Source organism: Ruegeria sp. BE3 (assembly GCF_056538865.1).
Genome location: NZ_JBQFTW010000004.1, coordinates 15,226 through 30,429 on the forward strand (window position 1 = coordinate 15,226; position 15,204 = coordinate 30,429).

Sequence of the window (15,204 nt, forward strand, 5' to 3'; positions counted from 1 at the left end):
AGAGGCTCCTACAAATTAAGTCCAGTGCATTTCCGATGGTCCCGACAGCATCGCACGGGCCTGACCCGGCTGATCATAAGGGACGGAATTGGCGTCACAAAAGGCGATCACCCACGAATCGTCAAGCATCAGGAAATCGAGAACCGAGGTCAGAAACTCCGCCTCACCCGCACGCGCGCGCAGGTCTTCGGTGGATGCCCCACTGGCTCCCAGAAAAACGGGCAACAGCTCATCATTTCCAACCAGCCAGCTCAGAACTTTCAAGGCCAGGGTTTCGGCGGCATCGGCAGATATCGGCATTATCTGGTCCCGGATCGTCTCTTGGAAAGGGTTTGTTAACCAGACTCATAAACACTTTGGCAATGCATGCAATCAAACGGTGAACGGCCATGTCCGAGCAAGGCACCATACTCGTCCTCGATGGCGTTTCGACCAATCGCATCATGCTCAAGGTGCAGCTGACAGCGGCTTGGTATCACGTCGTACAGGGCGAGAAAGTGGCGGGCCTGTCCGCTTTGCTGCGGCGTACGCGGCCTGATCTTGTTCTGACTGCTCAAACTCTGCCGGATGGATCAGCAGCAGATGTCAAAAGGTTGATGCAGTCGGACCCTGCTTTGGCGGACGTGCCGATCGTGGCCATCGCTCCACAAAATGACAAGGCAGCACGGCTTCGCGCGCTTTCAGACGGGTTGGACGATGTGCTTGGCTATCCTCTGAAAGATACGCTTTTGCTGGCCCGTGTCCGCAGCCTTTTGCGCGCGCGCGCTGATAGACAAGATCTCAGTGTCAAAGACGCATCGCAGTCGATCGGGTTTGCCGAACCCGCTGCCACGTTGATCGCACCTCACCCTGCGGCTCACATCGCGGTTCTGACACATACGCCCCGTACCGGAGCGCTGTGGAGTAAAGCACTGTGTGCTCAAACCCGACATCGGTTGAGCATCCATACCTTGCCGAACCTGCAGGGTGTCCTCGGCGAAGCGCCTCCGGATGCCATCGTCGTCGAACTTGGAGCGGACAGCTCTGCATCCAAGTTGCTTGCCGATTTACGCTCGCGCAGTGGCACGCGGCACACGGTATTGATCGCGGTACTGAAGGACAATGACGCAAACCTTGCCGCCGAAGCGCTTGACCGAGGTGCGGACGCCGTTTGCATTGGAGGCTTCAACGCCGACGAAATATCCCTGCGACTTGAGACGCAGATTGCCCGTAAAACCCGCGATGACAGGCTGCGCGACACATTGCGACAGGGTCTGACGGAGGCGTTGACTGACCCTCTGACGGGTCTGCACAATCGACGCTATGCCTTGCGCGCGCTCGACCAGATTGCGCATGATTCACTGCGCACTGGGCGTGGTTTTGCCGTCATGCTGGCCGACCTTGATCATTTCAAATCCATAAACGACCGTTTTGGTCATGCCGCAGGCGATTGTGTGCTGTGCGAGGCCGCGCGCAGGATTCGGACCGCAATGGGTCCTACTGGATTCGTCGCCCGCATTGGCGGAGAAGAGTTCATGATTGGCCTGCCCGAAACCTCGACCAAGCAAGCCTTGCAGCAGGCTGACAGCGTCTGCAAAAGCATTTGCAGCACACCCTTCCAATTGCCCGATCACCCCACGTTGATCCCGGTTACGATCAGCGTCGGCCTCAACTTGTGTGCCCCCAGAGATCTGAGCCAGCCCAGCACAGCTGATCCGGTCAATCAACTTATCCGATCTGCTGACAAGGCGCTTTATGCGGCCAAAAAAGCAGGCCGAAATCAAGTGCATATCCGGCAATCCGCAGCCTGACGGATCAGTCCCGCTTCTTGTGTTTGCGTGCCCCGTGCTTGACCACTTCCTCCAGCCGATCGGCATAGGCTGTGCGCTCTTCGTCATTCATGGCCGAGATCTGCGCCAGCCATTGTTGATGAAGCGCTTCTTGAAGAGCCGCAGTTGCTTGCGCCTGTTGTTCCAGAAGCCCCTGGACCGCAGTAGGTTCAAATGGGACAACCCTCAGCGCTTGACTGAGCGCGCTAAAATCCTGCTGGCGCCGGTGCGAGCCTTTGCCACGCAGAGCTGACAACTCACCCCGCAGCGCTTTGCGCTCTGATTTCGGGAGTGCATGATAAAGCGACGGCCCGAAACCAGGAGGGGCAGCGACGCGGTCCTGGCCTTTGAATCTCAGGACTGTCCCAAGGGCGACCCCGGCCACCATCAAGTTCAGAGCCAGCGAAACAACCAGCAGAATCGGCATCCATCGACGTTTGGGTGCAGGCGCATCTGTCATTCCGCATCCTCCAGAAAGTTATCATCCAAGCTCAGGTCGGCGATCAGAAAAGTCGTCTCTGATGACACAAAATACTCTGCCGGGTCCGGCAGGAAAGATGGTGCAGAGAACCCAATCCAAACGCCCGCCGCGCTGGCGGCCACAAGTCCGCCCACCCCTTGCCAGCCGCCGATCGACCCCATGCGCCAACGCCATGTCGGTCGCGCCGCCTGTGCAACACGCGCCAATCGCAGCGCTTCGGCGTCAGTTTCGATCCGAACCGCCAGATCGTCAGGAAACTCGTCACGCGTGGCGCGCGCCTGCGCAAACAGACCTTCCAGTTCCTTGCCATGATCAGCCATGTTCATACCCCAGTTCATCCTTGCGCCCAGCCAGTATCGCCGTCAAAGCCCGTTTGCCCCGCGCGGTCAGACTTTCAACCGCTTCAACAGAAATCTCCATGATCCCTGCGATCTCGGGATTGGACAATTCCTCGATATGCCGCAAAACGACGGCCTGTCTTTGCCGGTCCGGCAATTGATCCAAGGCATTCTGCAACGCGTCCCGTCGCGCGTCCTCCTGCATCTTGTCGACCACACTGGCAGAGCCGTCTTCAGGTTCGGGCGCATTTTCCAACGTATCAGGCCGCTTTCGGCGCCGCAGATCCACGCACAGATTCAGCGCCACACGATAAAGCCAGGTCGATATCTGCGCCTGCCCGTGTACCCAGTCCGGGGCCATCTTCCACAGGCGCATCAACGCCTCTTGTGTGACGTCTTCGGCCTCGGCCCGATTGCCCAGCATTCGCAATGCCACCGAATAGCAGCGCGGCCCCAGCCTGTCTGTCAGCAGACGAGCGGCATGGGCATCGCCATCAGCGAACAGGTCCAACAACGCTTCGTTGCTGGGCTCGGGCATGGCGGATGAACCGCCATGCACCATGTCCGGATAAGAGGTCAGATCCTCCATCCTGCATCAGTTGTCGTTAGAATCCGACTTGTGATGTCGCTTGTGCTTACGACCCATCCGATCCTTTGCATCCGCATATTCCTGTTCCGAGATCGACCCGTTACCATCGGCATCGATACGCTCGAACATCTTGGAGGCCCGGCGCGGTTTGGGCAATTCATCTTCGCTCAGAAACCCGTCCGCGTTGGCATCATATTTTTCAAACATCCCCTTTACCCGATCCGCAGCCTTGGCCTGAGCGGCGGCCTGCATTTCCTCGACGCTCAGTTGCCCGTCCCCATCGGTATCGGCCGAAGTGTAGTTCTTCATGCGATGCTCGGTGATCTCGGTCAGCGTCACCTGACCGTCGCCATCAATGTCCAGCTCTTCAAACGTCGCCCGCGGCCCTTTGGCGAATGCCGAAGTTGCGGTGATGACTAGTGCGGCCCCAACGACGCCGGAGATGAAGATTTTTCTGTTCATAACTTATTCCCCTGATATGCGCGGCCCCTTGCCGCTGCTGATACCAATTCAAACGCTGCATGTGCGGGTTTCCGTCGCCGCCTGATCAACTTTTTTCCACCCGGTTTGAATGCGGGGCATTTCCTGCTAGGTTCGGCTTCGCCGCCGCAAAGCGACGCACCCCCCTTTCCTGCATGGCCTGGCCAAGCCTATATGACCTCAGGATAAACGCGCGAGATTCATATGACTGATCAGACTGTTGAGACGACGATCGAGGAAGAACGCCCGACCAAACCCGCATTGATCCGGGGATTTCGGGGCAAATGCCCGAATTGTGGCGAAGGCAAGTTGCTGCACAGCTATCTCAAAGTGAACGATAGTTGCTCGAATTGCGGGCAGGAGCTATTTCATCATCGCGCCGATGACGGACCGGCCTATCTGACAATTCTGATCGTTGGGCATCTTCTGGCACCAGCATTGCATGTCTCTTACGTGCATTGGCGGCCCGGCCCCTGGACCATGGCAATCGGGTTTTCGATCGCTTGTGTCGTCCTGTCGCTGTATCTATTGCCGCGACTTAAGGGGGCAGTCGTCGCCTATCAATGGGCACGCCGCATGCATGGGTTCGGCAGATCCGCATGAGTGCGGACAAGACCGCCATTCGCAACGCCGCGACCGTCATCGTTCTGCGTGACAGGCTTGGCGATCCCTCGATCCTGATGGGGCAACGCGGAGCAAAAGCCGCGTTCATGCCAAACAAGTTTGTCTTTCCCGGCGGAGCGGTTGACCCGGCGGATGCAGATGTACCCCTGGTGTCCGCCCTACCCGATCTGTGCAACGAGCGTCTGTCGCAGCAGTCCGAGGCCGGGCTGCAAGGTGCTCTCGCTGCCGCTGCGATCCGCGAATTGTGGGAAGAAACCGGGTTGATCCTTGGGCAACCGGGCGTCTGGAAAGGTGCCGTGCCCCCGGATTGGCAGAGCTTTGCTCAGATGGGTTTCCTCCCCTCCGCCTCAGCTCTGCAATTTGTGTTCCGCGCGGTGACACCACCCGGACGACCACGCCGGTTCGATGCCCGGTTCTTTCTGGTTGATGCCGATGCAATACAAGGTGATCTGGATGACTTCACCCACGCGTCGGACGAGCTGTCGCATCTGCAATGGGTGAAAGTCCGGCAAGCCCGTGAATACGATCTGCCCTTCATCACCGAGGTCGTTCTGGCCGAAATCGCCGCCCGCGCGGCGGACCCGAACCCGCCTGAAACCGTGCCCTTCTTTCTCAACAACGAAGAGGCCAGCCTTTTCCTGCAGCTTCGGGGCTATCCGATGCCCTACGCGGATTAGCGCATCCGGCTGACCACCACGGTCACTTCTGGTTTCTTTCCGATCTCGGCCTGCGCAGTCTGGCGCGCGATCCGGCGCAAGCCTTCCTCAAGCTTGTCATCATCACGCAGGGTCTTGGCTCCAGCACGCATCAGAAACTGATTGAGGTCTTCTTCGAACACCTCGACCAGCCCCGCACGGGACGAGCCCATCTCGGGCAGCCCCATGGTGTCGCACCAGGGTTCGCCCAAAGGTTCGTCCTCTTCATCCAGAATGACCGTGATCGTAACATGGCCGTTCAGCGCCATACGGATACGGTCGCGCACAACACCATCCAATGCACCCACTTTCACGGAACCATCCAGATAGGTCCGACCCGTTTCGACATAATCTGCCACCTTGGGCGCATTGCCAGTCAGATCCAGCATGGTGCCGTTCACTGCCAGAACCCCGGTGCGCCCGCCCGCTTCGGCCAGCTTGGCATGCTCACGCAGGTGACGATGTTCGCCATGCATCGGAATAACCATCTGGGGATCGACCAACGCGTGAACACGTTCCAGATCAGGCCGGTTGGCATGACCCGAGACATGGTAAAGCCCCGAGCTGTCATCGACCACATCGACGCCCTTCTCGCTCAACTGGTTGATGATACGGATCACCCCACGCTCGTTTCCGGGGATGGTTTTGGACGAGAACAGGAACAGATCGCCCTCTTTCGCCTCAAGCCCACGATATTTGCCGCGCGCGAGTTGTGCGCTGGCTGCACGGCGTTCGCCTTGGCTGCCGGTGACGATCAGCATCAGGTTCTGGCGCGGCACATCGACGGCCTCTTCAGCGCTGATAACCTTGGGGATATCGGTCAGGATACCGGTCTCAGTCGCAGCCTCGATCATCCGCCGCATCGCGCGACCCAGCAAGACAACCGAGCGTCCGGCTTTCTGCCCGGCCTCGGCCAGTGTTTTTACGCGCGCCACATTCGATGCAAAGGTCGTCGCGATCACCATACCGCTTGCGCCCTGCACAAGACGCGTGATCTCGGGACCCACTTCGGATTCCGAACGTCCGGGATGAGACGAGAACACGTTGGTGCTGTCACAGACCAACGCCTTGACACCCGGCTTGGCAACCTCAGCCCACAGATCAGGGTCAAAGGGCTCGCCCACAACCGGGTCTGCATCCAGCTTGAAGTCTCCAGAATGCACAACACGGCCTTCAGGCGTATCGATCACCAGCCCTGCACTTTCGGGGATCGAGTGTGACACGGGCAGGAAACCTACCGTAAACGGACCCGCCTTGATCTGTTCGGGCCAGGCCGAAGCCGTCCGCACCGCCTCGGTCGGGTGGCCATGTTCATCCATCTTGCGCCGCGCAATATTGGCTGTGAAGGCACGGGCATAAATCGGTGCGCCCAATGCTTCATAACAGTGGGCCACGGCTCCGATGTGATCCTCATGCGCGTGGGTGACAAAGACGGCCTCAAGCTGGTCGGCACGCTCTTTCAACCAGCTGATATCGGCAAAGATCAGATCGACGCCGGGCGAGGTATCCATGTCCGGAAACGCCACGCCCAGATCGACGAGGATCAGTCGTTCTTTTCCCGGCGCGCCATAGCCGTAGACATAGGCATTCATGCCGATTTCGCCTGCACCGCCCAGCGGCAGATAGATCAGTCGTTCACTGCTCATGTTGAGCCATTTTCCTTGTTATAGCGATGGATCACGGTCAACCCGTGCATCGTCAAATCATCCTCGATAGCGTCAAAGCCCACATCTGCCTGATCGAACAGAGGCGCCAGCCCACCGGTGCCGACGACCTTCATCGCCATTCCGTATTCGGCCTTCACGCGCGAGATCAGCCCTTCGATCAGACCGGAATATCCCCAATACACGCCAGACTGGATACAGCCAACCGTGTTTGTTCCGATCACTTTTTCGGGTCTTGTAATGTCGATATGCGGCAGCGCCGCTGCACCCTGATGCAATGCCTCAAGGCTCAGGTTCACGCCGGGAGCAATGATACCGCCGACATAGGCACCATCCGCCGCGACCACGTCGAAATTTGTTGCCGTACCAAAATCAACCACCACCACGTTTCCGCCATGGCGATCAAACGCAGCCGCCGCGTTGGCCAAACGGTCCGGGCCGGGCACGGTTCCTTCATCCACACGCGGGTTCACGGGCAGCAGGCAATCGGGCTTGCCGACAACAAGTGGCCTACATCCGAAAAACCGGTCTGCAAAAACCCGCAAGTTGAACACCACACGCGGCACGGTTGAGGCAATGATCACATCCGAGATGTCAGCCTCGATCCCGTAGTGTTTCACCAAAGTCGAGTACCATGTGAAATACGCATCCGCTGTGCGCGCGTGGTGGGTCGAAGTACGAAGGGTGCACAGAAATCTCTCGCCATCCCAGATCGAGAAAACGGTGTTCGTGTTGCCGCAATCAATAGCCAGAAGCATAGGCGCCCCCTTCAGAAATAGACATCCGCGGCAGGTATGCTGACGCGACCCTTGGCGGTGTTTAGGACAAGGTTGCCGGTCGCGTCCACCGTTTCAAAGGTTCCGACCGTTTCCGACGTTGCGGTACGGGCGGTTATGACCTCTCCCAATTTGGCGGCGCGGGACAACCAGGCGGTGCGAATAGGCTCAAACCCATAGGTGGTGAACTGCGTCTCATACCGCGCATAAGATGCGGCCAGTTCGGTCAGGAAATCCTCGGGCGTGACCTGAGCGCCGGTCTCGGACATCAATGAAACTGGGCGCACCGCACCCGGTTCGACCTTATCCGCCGTGGGTGCTTCGGACAGGTTGACACCGATGCCGATAGACAGATGCGCGACACCCCTGCCTTGCCCGGTGCTTTCCAGCAATATACCTGCGAGTTTGCCGCCATTCAGCAAAACATCGTTCGGCCACTTCAGAGACAACCCCTGCGCACGCCCTGTCACTGCCACGCAGGCATCAAACAACGCCAACGCAGCCACGAAGCTGCGCAGCGCCGCTTGTTCAGGGTTTCCAGCTGGCCGCATCAGAAGCGTCGCCGCCAGATTTCCTTTCGGATTGGCCCAAACTCTGCCACGTCGTCCGCGTGCTGCGGTCTGGTGATGTGCCATGATCCAGACGGGGCCTGTCGCAGTCGGTGCCAGTCGCGCCGCCTCATTCAGCGTGCTGTCGACCTCTTGCAGAACGTGCAGGCCATATCCCTGCGGCCAGTCGCTCATGTCAAAAAGGCCCGGTCAAGCGACCGAGCCTCAGGTGATTGGGGTGCGACAAGATCAGTTGACAAGCGTCGCCGCCGCAGCTGCTGCTGCACCTTCCACGCCGAATTGGTAGAACACGCCGATCAGCATCAGGGCCGCAGATCCCATCAGCGCCGCCCAAAGAACAGGTGTCGAACGGGTTTCAATCGGGTCTTCATTCTCGGCGCCGAAATACATGTAGAACACGATCCGCAGATAATAGAATGCACCGATGACCGAAGCGATAGCCGACACGATCACCAGCCCGAACAGGTCAGCGTCAATACCCGCCTGCCAAACGCCGAACTTGGCAAAGAAACCCAGCATCGGCGGTACACCCGCAAGGCTGAACATCAGGATCAGGACAGCCAGCGCCTTGCCCGGATCCCGTTTCGAGAACTGCCGTAGTGCGTCGATATCTGTTACCGGTTTGCCGTCACGCTCCATCATCAGGATGAAGGCGAAGGTGCCGATATTCATCGTCACATAGATGGCCAGATACATCAGCATCGCCTTGATACCCATCTCGGTACCGGCGGCCAGACCAATCAGCGCATAGCCCATATGGGCAATTGAGGAAAACGCCATCAGCCGTTTGATGTCGCGCTGCCCAATGGCCGCGACCGCACCCAGCAACATCGACAGGACCGAGAGCAGCACGATCACTTGCTGCCAATCCTTGATCACGCCTCCGAACGCGTCATGCATCAAGCGCGCGAACAGGGCCATAGCTGCCACTTTCGGCGCCGTAGCAAAGAACGCCGTGATCGGGGTCGGAGAGCCCTCGTACACGTCCGGCGTCCACATATGGAACGGCACAGCCGAGACCTTGAAGGCCAGACCAGAGATCATGAAGACCAGACCAAACAGCAGGCCAACCGATATTTCCCCGTGTTGTACGGTCTGAATGATGCCAGAGAACAAAGTGGTTCCCGTAAAGCCGTAAACCAGCGACGCACCGTAAAGCAGAAGACCCGAACTCAGCGCGCCCAGCACGAAGTATTTCAGACCGGCCTCGGTGGATTTGGCGCTATCGCGCCGCAGGGCGGCCACAACGTAAAGTGACAGCGATTGCAGTTCGAGCCCCATATAAAGCGACATCAGATCGCCCGCGCTGACCATCATCATCATGCCCACAGCTGCAAGCGCGACGAGCAGCGGATATTCAAAGCGCAGCAGATCACGGCGCGCCATGTATTCCTGGCTCATCAGCAATACGGCTGCAGCAGACAGCAGGATTGCCACTTTCGCGAACCGGGCAAAGCCGTCATCCACGAACATGCCATTAAAGGCCACGTTGGTCCCGTCGCCATTCATCGCAATCCAGATCGCCAGGACCGCCATCAGCCCCGAAGTGGCCCAGACCAGAACCGGCGCCAGCGCGTCCTTGGTGGTGTAGACAGCCCCAATCAGCGCCGCCATCGCATAGATTGCCAGAACGATTTCCGGCAGGATGATTGTCAGATCAGCCTGGATCATGTCTCCAAAGCTCCCTTAATGCGAGGCGGCCGTCTGGGTCGCGGCCTCAGCCGCGGCCAGAGCCGTGTCATAGTTCGAGATTAGCGCAGCGGTGGATTGCCCGATCACGTCGGTCACCAGCGAGGGATAAACCCCAAGCAGAATGGTCATCACGATCAGCGGCGCGAAGATCAACCGCTCGCGCGAGCTCATGTCGGTGATGGCTTTCAGGCTTTCCTTGATCAGGTCACCGAATACCACGCGGCGATACAGCCACAGCGCATAACCTGCCGAGAAGATCACACCGGTCGCGGCCACCGCCGTAACCCAAGTGTTAACCTGGAAGGCACCCATCAGGGTCAGGAATTCTCCGATGAAACCGGACGTACCCGGCAGGCCCACATTGGCCATGGTGAACAGCATGAAGACCAACGCATAAGCCGGCATCCGGATGACCAAGCCACCATAGGCCTCGATATCACGGGTGTGCATCCGGTCGTAGATCACGCCGACGCAGAGGAAGAGCGCCGCCGAGATGAACCCGTGGCTGAGCATCTGGAAAATTGCCCCATCAATGCCCTGCTGGTTTGCCGCGAATATCCCCATGGTCACAAAGCCCATATGCGCGACCGAGGAGTAAGCGATCAGCTTCTTCATATCCTCCTGCACCAGCGCTACCAGCGAGGTGTAGACCACCGCAATCGCCGACATCCACAGCACCAGATCGGTCATTACGGCTGAGCCCACAGGGAACATCGGCAAGCTGAACCGCAGGAAGCCATAGCCGCCCATCTTCAACAGGATCGCTGCCAAAACGACCGAGCCCGCCGTCGGAGCCTGAACGTGCGCATCCGGCAACCAAGTGTGGACCGGCCACATCGGCATCTTCACCGCGAAGGACGCGAAGAAGGCCAGAAACATCAGCGTCTGCATGCCGCCGACGATATAGATGCCCAGCACGCTGAACCCATCCGACGAGAACTGATGGCTCATCAGCGCCTCGATATCCGTGGTGCCCGCGTCGGCGTACATTGCCACCATCGCCACCAGCATCAGAACCGAGCCGAGGAAGGTATACAGGAAGAACTTGAAGCTCGCGTAAATCCGGTTCGCCCCGCCCCATATACCGATGATCAGGAACATCGGGATCAGACCGGCCTCGAAGAACAGGTAGAACAGCACCAGATCCAGCGCCATGAACACGCCCAGCATCAGCGTTTCCAGCAGCAGGAAGGCGATCATGTATTCCTTGACGCGGTCCGTCACGTTCCAGCTGGCAAGAATGGTCAGCGGCATGATGAAGGTGGTCAGCAGTACGAACAGAACGCTGATGCCGTCGACACCCATCTTGTATTTCAGACCAAGCAGCCACTCACCCTCTTCCACCATCTGGAAGCCGGTATTGGACGGGTCAAACCCTGTGTAGATGCCGATCGAGACAAGGAAGGTTACAGTTGTTGCAACCAGCGCGACCCATTTCGCATTGCGCTGCGCGGCTACGTCCTCACCATGCAGGAACAGGGCCAGAATGCCTGCGGCGATGGCGGGGATGAAGGTGACAATAGATAGGATATTGTCCATTAGTGTGCGCCTCCGCCGATCGACATCCAGGTGACAAGAGCGGCGATGCCCAAAACCATCCAGAAGGCGTAAGTAAAGATGTAACCCGTTTGAGCTTTGCCTGCGAGCCGAGTGAAGAACGGCACCACGCCCATCGAAACCCCGTTCAGGAAGCCATCAATCGTGTTGCCGTCACCGCGCTTCCACAGGAACCGACCGAGTGCAACGGTAGGTTTAACAAAGATCGCATCGTATATCTCGTCAAAGTACCACTTGTTCTTGAGGAACAGGTACAGCGGTCGCTGGTTCGCCGCCAGACGTGCGGGCAGCGAGGTGTTCACGATGTAGAACCAATAGGCCACGATGAACCCAAGCAGCATCGCGACGAAGGGCGATACTTTGACCCATTTCGGAGCCTCGTGCGCATCGTTGAGCACGTTGTTGTCGGGTGCCATGTACAGCGCACCATCACCCGGTTCACCACCGAAGCTGGCGTGCTTTTTGTCGGCCTTGTAGTCGCCCTCGCCTTTGTCGGCTTTGGGTTCACCGTGGCCGTCATCTGTCTTGGCCTCGCCATGGCCTGCGTCCGCGGCGACCTCACCATGACCGCCGGTCTCCTCCGCCAGCGGAATGCCATAGAACTTGGCCACTTTATCGGTATAGCCGAAGAACTGGTTGTACCACAGCATCCCCGAGAACACCGCGCCCAGTGACAGCACACCCAGCGGGATCAGCATGCTCATCGGGCTTTCATGCGCGTGCTCATGCGTATGCTTGTCGCCACGCGGCTCGCCGTAGAAGGTCAAGAAGATCAGACGCCAGCTATAGAACGAGGTGAACATCGCCGCGATCACCAGCATCCAGAAGGCATAGCCCGTGCCGCCCACAAAAGCGCTTTCGATGATTGCGTCCTTGGACAGGAACCCGGCAAAGCCGAACGTGGTCAACGGGATACCCACACCGGTGATGGCCAACGTCCCGATCATCATCGCCCAGAAGGTATAGGGGATTTTCTTCCGCAGGCCGCCGTATTCGGTCATCTCCTGCTCATGATGCATCGCATGGATCACCGAACCGGCACCAAGGAACAACAGCGCCTTGAAGAACGCGTGCGTCAGCAGATGGAACATCGCCGCCGAATACATGCCGACACCAGCCGCCACGAACATGTAGCCCAGCTGAGAACAGGTCGAATAGGCAATCACGCGTTTGATATCGGTCTGCACCAGACCCACAGTAGCCGCGAAGAACGCAGTCGAGGCCCCAAGGAAGGCGATGAACCCGGTCGCACCCGGTGCGAACTCCATCAGCGGCGACATGCGGCAGACGAGGAACACACCTGCGGTCACCATGGTTGCGGCGTGGATCAACGCCGACACCGGGGTCGGACCTTCCATCGCGTCCGGTAGCCAGGTGTGCAGGATCAGCTGAGCCGATTTGCCCATGGCGCCGATGAACAGCAGAACACAGATCACTTCGATTGCGGTCCACTCACCCCAGAGGAAGTGTAGCTTTTCTTCCGCCAATGCCGGAGCCGACGCGAAAATATCCGAGAAATTGATGCTGTCAGTCAGGAAGAACAGCGCGAAGATCCCCAACGCGAAGCCGAAGTCACCCACGCGGTTTACGATGAACGCTTTCATCGCCGCGGCATTGGCGCTTGGCTTGCGATAGTAGAACCCGATCAGCAGGTAGGATGCGACACCCACGCCTTCCCAGCCAAAGAACATCTGAACCAGATTGTCCGCAGTCACCAGCATCAGCATGGCGAAAGTAAAGAAGGACAGATACGCAAAGAAACGCGGCTTATAGCTTTCGCCCTCACGCCATTGCGGGTCGTGATCCATGTATCCGAAGGAGTAAAGGTGCACGAGCGCCGAAACGGTCGTCACCACGATCAGCATGATCGTCGTCAGACGGTCCAGACGAATGGCCCAGCTTGTCGACAGCGATCCGCTCTCGATCCAGCGCATGATTTCAATCTGCTGGGTGTGGCCGTCAAAAGTGAAGAACACGATCCATGACAGCAGACAGGCCAGAAACAGCAGGCCCGTCGCAGTCCACATGGCCGCCTTCTCGCCAATAAAGCGCCAGCCAAATCCGCAGAGCAGCGCGCCCACAAGCGGGGCAAAGAGGATGGTGGTTTCCATAGTTCTCTTAGCCCTTCATCATATTGACGTCTTCAACCGCGATGGTGCCGCGGTTGCGGAAGAAGCAGACCAGAATGGCCAGACCAATCGCCGCCTCAGCCGCCGCAACGGTCAGCACGAACAGCGTAAACACCTGCCCGACCAGATCGCCGAGGAAACTGGAGAATGCCACGAGGTTGATATTCACCGCCAGCAGCATCAGTTCGATGCTCATCAGCAGGATGATGACGTTCTTGCGGTTCAGGAAGAGACCGAAGATGCCGATGACAAACAGCGTCGCCGCGACCGTAAGATAGTGTTCAAGTCCGATCATCGTCTTATAGCCCCTGCCCCGGTTTCACGTCCTTCAACTCCATCGCTTTGGCCGGGTCGCGCATCATCTGGCCGATGATGTCCTGACGCTTGATGTCCTGACGGTGGCGCAAAGTCAGCACGATGGCGCCAATCATGGCCACCAGCAGGATCAGGCCTGCCAGCTGGAACAGAAGGAAGTATTGATCGTAAAGGATAACGCCGAGCGCCTCGGTGTTATGACGGTCCGTCGGGACCGGCTGGGCCAGATTGGCCGCGGCTCCTTGCGCGCTGTCCCAGGCCCCGAAGGCCATGACAAACTGCATCAGGATCACCAGACCGATCAGCAGGGCAAGCGGCATATAGCGCGCCATCTCGGCCTTGAGCTCGGCAAAGTCCACGTCCAGCATCATAACAACAAACAGGAACAGGACCGCGACCGCGCCGACATAGACGATGATCAGCAACATCGCCACAAACTCGGCCCCCAGCAGAACGAACAGCCCCGCCGAAGACAGAAACGACAGGATCAGCCATAGCACCGAGTGCACCGGTTGGCGGCTGATCACCGTAAACAGCCCGCCGGTGATGGCGCTGATGGCAAACAGGTAGAAGGCAAAGACGGTCATTGATCCTCATCCTCGTTATCGTCCATGACCTCTTGCGCCAGATCCAGCGCGCGGGTCATGGCCGGGATGCCGGCAAAGACCGACATCTGACCGATCGTTTCCACGATCTCTTGTTTCTTCGCACCTGCTTCCAGCGCATGGCGCACCGTCTGGCGCACGGCGCTATCGGCCTGCGCGCCCTGACAGGTCAACCCAGCCAGCGTCAGTAGCAGGCGCGTTTTGGCATCCAGACCATCTTTGTTGACGGTATTGCCAAACATCATCTCCATGACCTCTTTGGGCATGGTCGGCCACAGCGCCTCGAACCCCTTGGGCGAGAAATTCTCCATCGCCGGGTTCATCGCCTTGGCCATGTCCTGAGCCTGCTTCATCATCAGCTCGAACGGATTTGTCGGGCTGTCACTCATCTGTACGGCGCGTCCATTTCCAGATTGCGGGCGATCTCTGCTTCCCAGCGTTCGCCGTTATCCAGAAGTTTTTGCTTGTCGTAGAACAGCTCTTCGCGGGTCTCAGTCGCGAATTCGAAGTTCGGGCCTTCGACAATCGCATCGACCGGACAGGCCTCTTGGCAGAAACCGCAATAGATGCACTTGGTCATGTCGATGTCATAGCGCGTGGTGCGGCGACTGCCGTCTTCGCGCGGTTCGGCGTCGATGGTGATCGCTTGGGCCGGGCAGATCGCTTCGCACAGTTTACAAGCGATGCAGCGTTCTTCGCCATTGGGATACCGGCGCAGGGCATGTTCGCCACGAAAGCGCGGAGACAGGGGCCCCTTTTCGTGTGGGTAGTTCACGGTGGCTTTGGGGGCGAAGAAATACTTAAGCCCCAGTTTCATACCGACCCAGAAGTCCTGCAGTAGGAAGTATTTGGCGGCGCGGGTGTAGTCGATTTGGGTCATAA

General features: G+C 58.5%; 18 protein-coding genes. 3 read left to right on the forward strand and 15 right to left on the reverse strand.

Translation table 11 applies throughout. From position 1 onward, the window contains the following. Nucleotides 1-15: 15 nt before the first annotated feature. A complete protein-coding gene (locus ACR0AZ_RS11450; RefSeq protein WP_480470287.1) occupies nucleotides 16-300 on the reverse strand; it encodes a DUF3572 domain-containing protein in 285 nt (94 codons plus the stop codon). Between the two features lie 89 nt (nucleotides 301-389). Here ACR0AZ_RS11450 and ACR0AZ_RS11455 point away from each other — a divergent pair, with 89 nt between their 5' ends. Then, complete coding sequence (locus ACR0AZ_RS11455; RefSeq protein WP_480667486.1) at nucleotides 390-1,790, forward strand: diguanylate cyclase; 1,401 nt, start codon at nucleotides 390-392, stop codon at nucleotides 1,788-1,790. 4 nt (nucleotides 1,791-1,794) lie between these two features. Here the strand turns inward: ACR0AZ_RS11455 and ACR0AZ_RS11460 are convergent, their stop codons facing one another. The 4 genes from ACR0AZ_RS11460 to ACR0AZ_RS11475 are packed head-to-tail and all read right to left on the reverse strand — an operon-like array spanning nucleotide 1,795 to nucleotide 3,678. Beyond that, a complete protein-coding gene (locus tag ACR0AZ_RS11460; protein ID WP_480667487.1) occupies nucleotides 1,795-2,268 on the reverse strand; it encodes a periplasmic heavy metal sensor in 474 nt (157 codons plus the stop codon). Then, the gene (locus ACR0AZ_RS11465) at nucleotides 2,265-2,615 is read right to left on the reverse strand and encodes a hypothetical protein (protein ID WP_480667488.1); all 351 of its coding nucleotides are present in this window, start codon (nucleotides 2,613-2,615) and stop codon (nucleotides 2,265-2,267) included. The genes ACR0AZ_RS11460 and ACR0AZ_RS11465 overlap by 4 nt, the downstream gene beginning before the upstream one ends. Continuing rightward, nucleotides 2,602-3,216, reverse strand: coding sequence for an RNA polymerase sigma factor (locus ACR0AZ_RS11470; RefSeq protein ID WP_480667489.1), 615 nt, complete (start codon nucleotides 3,214-3,216; stop codon nucleotides 2,602-2,604). Before ACR0AZ_RS11470 ends, ACR0AZ_RS11465 begins: the two co-directional genes overlap by 14 nt. Before the next feature lie 6 nt (nucleotides 3,217-3,222). Beyond that, nucleotides 3,223-3,678 carry an EF-hand domain-containing protein gene (locus tag ACR0AZ_RS11475; RefSeq protein ID WP_480667490.1) on the reverse strand — a complete coding sequence of 152 codons (456 nt, stop codon included), beginning with the start codon at nucleotides 3,676-3,678 and terminating at the stop codon, nucleotides 3,223-3,225. A gap of 222 nt (nucleotides 3,679-3,900) precedes the next feature. Between ACR0AZ_RS11475 and ACR0AZ_RS11480 the strand changes: the two genes are divergently transcribed. Both ACR0AZ_RS11480 and ACR0AZ_RS11485 read left to right on the forward strand, forming a co-directional pair. Next, nucleotides 3,901-4,299, forward strand: coding sequence for a DUF983 domain-containing protein (locus ACR0AZ_RS11480; protein ID WP_480667491.1), 399 nt, complete (start codon nucleotides 3,901-3,903; stop codon nucleotides 4,297-4,299). Further along, nucleotides 4,296-4,997 carry an NUDIX hydrolase gene (locus tag ACR0AZ_RS11485; RefSeq protein WP_480470294.1) on the forward strand — a complete coding sequence of 234 codons (702 nt, stop codon included), beginning with the start codon at nucleotides 4,296-4,298 and terminating at the stop codon, nucleotides 4,995-4,997. The genes ACR0AZ_RS11480 and ACR0AZ_RS11485 overlap by 4 nt, the downstream gene beginning before the upstream one ends. On the opposite strand, the gene ACR0AZ_RS11490 is transcribed toward ACR0AZ_RS11485, so the two are convergent. The 10 genes from ACR0AZ_RS11490 to nuoI are packed head-to-tail and all read right to left on the reverse strand — an operon-like array spanning nucleotide 4,994 to nucleotide 15,202. Then, complete coding sequence (locus ACR0AZ_RS11490) at nucleotides 4,994-6,661, reverse strand: ribonuclease J (protein ID WP_480667492.1); 1,668 nt, start codon at nucleotides 6,659-6,661, stop codon at nucleotides 4,994-4,996. The genes ACR0AZ_RS11485 and ACR0AZ_RS11490 overlap by 4 nt on opposite strands. Next, entirely contained in the window at nucleotides 6,658-7,437 is a 780-nt protein-coding gene (locus ACR0AZ_RS11495; protein ID WP_480470296.1) for a type III pantothenate kinase, read from the reverse strand. Before ACR0AZ_RS11495 ends, ACR0AZ_RS11490 begins: the two co-directional genes overlap by 4 nt. An 11-nt stretch (nucleotides 7,438-7,448) precedes the next feature. After that, nucleotides 7,449-8,198, reverse strand: coding sequence for a biotin--[acetyl-CoA-carboxylase] ligase (locus ACR0AZ_RS11500; protein WP_480667493.1), 750 nt, complete (start codon nucleotides 8,196-8,198; stop codon nucleotides 7,449-7,451). Between the two features lie 54 nt (nucleotides 8,199-8,252). Then, nucleotides 8,253-9,695, reverse strand: coding sequence for an NADH-quinone oxidoreductase subunit NuoN (gene nuoN, locus ACR0AZ_RS11505; RefSeq protein WP_480470298.1), 1,443 nt, complete (start codon nucleotides 9,693-9,695; stop codon nucleotides 8,253-8,255). 15 nt (nucleotides 9,696-9,710) lie between these two features. Continuing rightward, on the reverse strand, nucleotides 9,711-11,255 hold the full coding sequence (locus ACR0AZ_RS11510) for an NADH-quinone oxidoreductase subunit M (protein ID WP_480470299.1): 1,545 nt from the start codon (nucleotides 11,253-11,255) through the stop codon (nucleotides 9,711-9,713). Next, nucleotides 11,255-13,384, reverse strand: a complete 2,130-nt coding sequence (gene nuoL, locus ACR0AZ_RS11515; protein WP_480667494.1) for an NADH-quinone oxidoreductase subunit L — start codon at nucleotides 13,382-13,384, stop codon at nucleotides 11,255-11,257. Before nuoL ends, ACR0AZ_RS11510 begins: the two co-directional genes overlap by 1 nt. A gap of 7 nt (nucleotides 13,385-13,391) precedes the next feature. Further along, the gene (nuoK, locus tag ACR0AZ_RS11520; RefSeq protein WP_005984024.1) at nucleotides 13,392-13,697 is read right to left on the reverse strand and encodes an NADH-quinone oxidoreductase subunit NuoK; all 306 of its coding nucleotides are present in this window, start codon (nucleotides 13,695-13,697) and stop codon (nucleotides 13,392-13,394) included. Nucleotides 13,698-13,701: 4 nt separating this feature from the next. Continuing rightward, nucleotides 13,702-14,304, reverse strand: coding sequence for an NADH-quinone oxidoreductase subunit J (locus ACR0AZ_RS11525; RefSeq protein WP_008755476.1), 603 nt, complete (start codon nucleotides 14,302-14,304; stop codon nucleotides 13,702-13,704). Then, the gene (locus tag ACR0AZ_RS11530) at nucleotides 14,301-14,711 is read right to left on the reverse strand and encodes a carboxymuconolactone decarboxylase family protein (RefSeq protein ID WP_210092579.1); all 411 of its coding nucleotides are present in this window, start codon (nucleotides 14,709-14,711) and stop codon (nucleotides 14,301-14,303) included. Before ACR0AZ_RS11530 ends, ACR0AZ_RS11525 begins: the two co-directional genes overlap by 4 nt. Then, nucleotides 14,708-15,202 (reverse strand): NADH-quinone oxidoreductase subunit NuoI, encoded by a 495-nt coding sequence (gene nuoI, locus ACR0AZ_RS11535; protein WP_170397042.1) that lies wholly within the window; start codon nucleotides 15,200-15,202, stop codon nucleotides 14,708-14,710. The genes ACR0AZ_RS11530 and nuoI overlap by 4 nt, the downstream gene beginning before the upstream one ends. Between the last annotated feature and the right edge of the window lie 2 nt (nucleotides 15,203-15,204).

What these genes read in the sequence shown, in the direction of transcription:
- ACR0AZ_RS11450 (WP_480470287.1), bottom strand. Translation starts at nt 300, where the DNA reads ATGCCGATATCTGCCGATGCCGCCGAAACCCTGGCCTTGAAAGTTCTG.
- ACR0AZ_RS11455 (WP_480667486.1), top strand. Translation starts at nt 390, where the DNA reads ATGTCCGAGCAAGGCACCATACTCGTCCTCGATGGCGTTTCGACCAAT.
- ACR0AZ_RS11460 (WP_480667487.1), bottom strand. Translation starts at nt 2,268, where the DNA reads ATGACAGATGCGCCTGCACCCAAACGTCGATGGATGCCGATTCTGCTG.
- ACR0AZ_RS11465 (WP_480667488.1), bottom strand. Translation starts at nt 2,615, where the DNA reads ATGAACATGGCTGATCATGGCAAGGAACTGGAAGGTCTGTTTGCGCAG.
- ACR0AZ_RS11470 (WP_480667489.1), bottom strand. Translation starts at nt 3,216, where the DNA reads ATGGAGGATCTGACCTCTTATCCGGACATGGTGCATGGCGGTTCATCC.
- ACR0AZ_RS11475 (WP_480667490.1), bottom strand. Translation starts at nt 3,678, where the DNA reads ATGAACAGAAAAATCTTCATCTCCGGCGTCGTTGGGGCCGCACTAGTC.
- ACR0AZ_RS11480 (WP_480667491.1), top strand. Translation starts at nt 3,901, where the DNA reads ATGACTGATCAGACTGTTGAGACGACGATCGAGGAAGAACGCCCGACC.
- ACR0AZ_RS11485 (WP_480470294.1), top strand. Translation starts at nt 4,296, where the DNA reads ATGAGTGCGGACAAGACCGCCATTCGCAACGCCGCGACCGTCATCGTT.
- ACR0AZ_RS11490 (WP_480667492.1), bottom strand. Translation starts at nt 6,661, where the DNA reads ATGAGCAGTGAACGACTGATCTATCTGCCGCTGGGCGGTGCAGGCGAA.
- ACR0AZ_RS11495 (WP_480470296.1), bottom strand. Translation starts at nt 7,437, where the DNA reads ATGCTTCTGGCTATTGATTGCGGCAACACGAACACCGTTTTCTCGATC.
- ACR0AZ_RS11500 (WP_480667493.1), bottom strand. Translation starts at nt 8,198, where the DNA reads ATGAGCGACTGGCCGCAGGGATATGGCCTGCACGTTCTGCAAGAGGTC.
- nuoN (WP_480470298.1), bottom strand. Translation starts at nt 9,695, where the DNA reads ATGATCCAGGCTGATCTGACAATCATCCTGCCGGAAATCGTTCTGGCA.
- ACR0AZ_RS11510 (WP_480470299.1), bottom strand. Translation starts at nt 11,255, where the DNA reads ATGGACAATATCCTATCTATTGTCACCTTCATCCCCGCCATCGCCGCA.
- nuoL (WP_480667494.1), bottom strand. Translation starts at nt 13,384, where the DNA reads ATGGAAACCACCATCCTCTTTGCCCCGCTTGTGGGCGCGCTGCTCTGC.
- nuoK (WP_005984024.1), bottom strand. Translation starts at nt 13,697, where the DNA reads ATGATCGGACTTGAACACTATCTTACGGTCGCGGCGACGCTGTTTGTC.
- ACR0AZ_RS11525 (WP_008755476.1), bottom strand. Translation starts at nt 14,304, where the DNA reads ATGACCGTCTTTGCCTTCTACCTGTTTGCCATCAGCGCCATCACCGGC.
- ACR0AZ_RS11530 (WP_210092579.1), bottom strand. Translation starts at nt 14,711, where the DNA reads ATGAGTGACAGCCCGACAAATCCGTTCGAGCTGATGATGAAGCAGGCT.
- nuoI (WP_170397042.1), bottom strand. Translation starts at nt 15,202, where the DNA reads ATGACCCAAATCGACTACACCCGCGCCGCCAAATACTTCCTACTGCAG.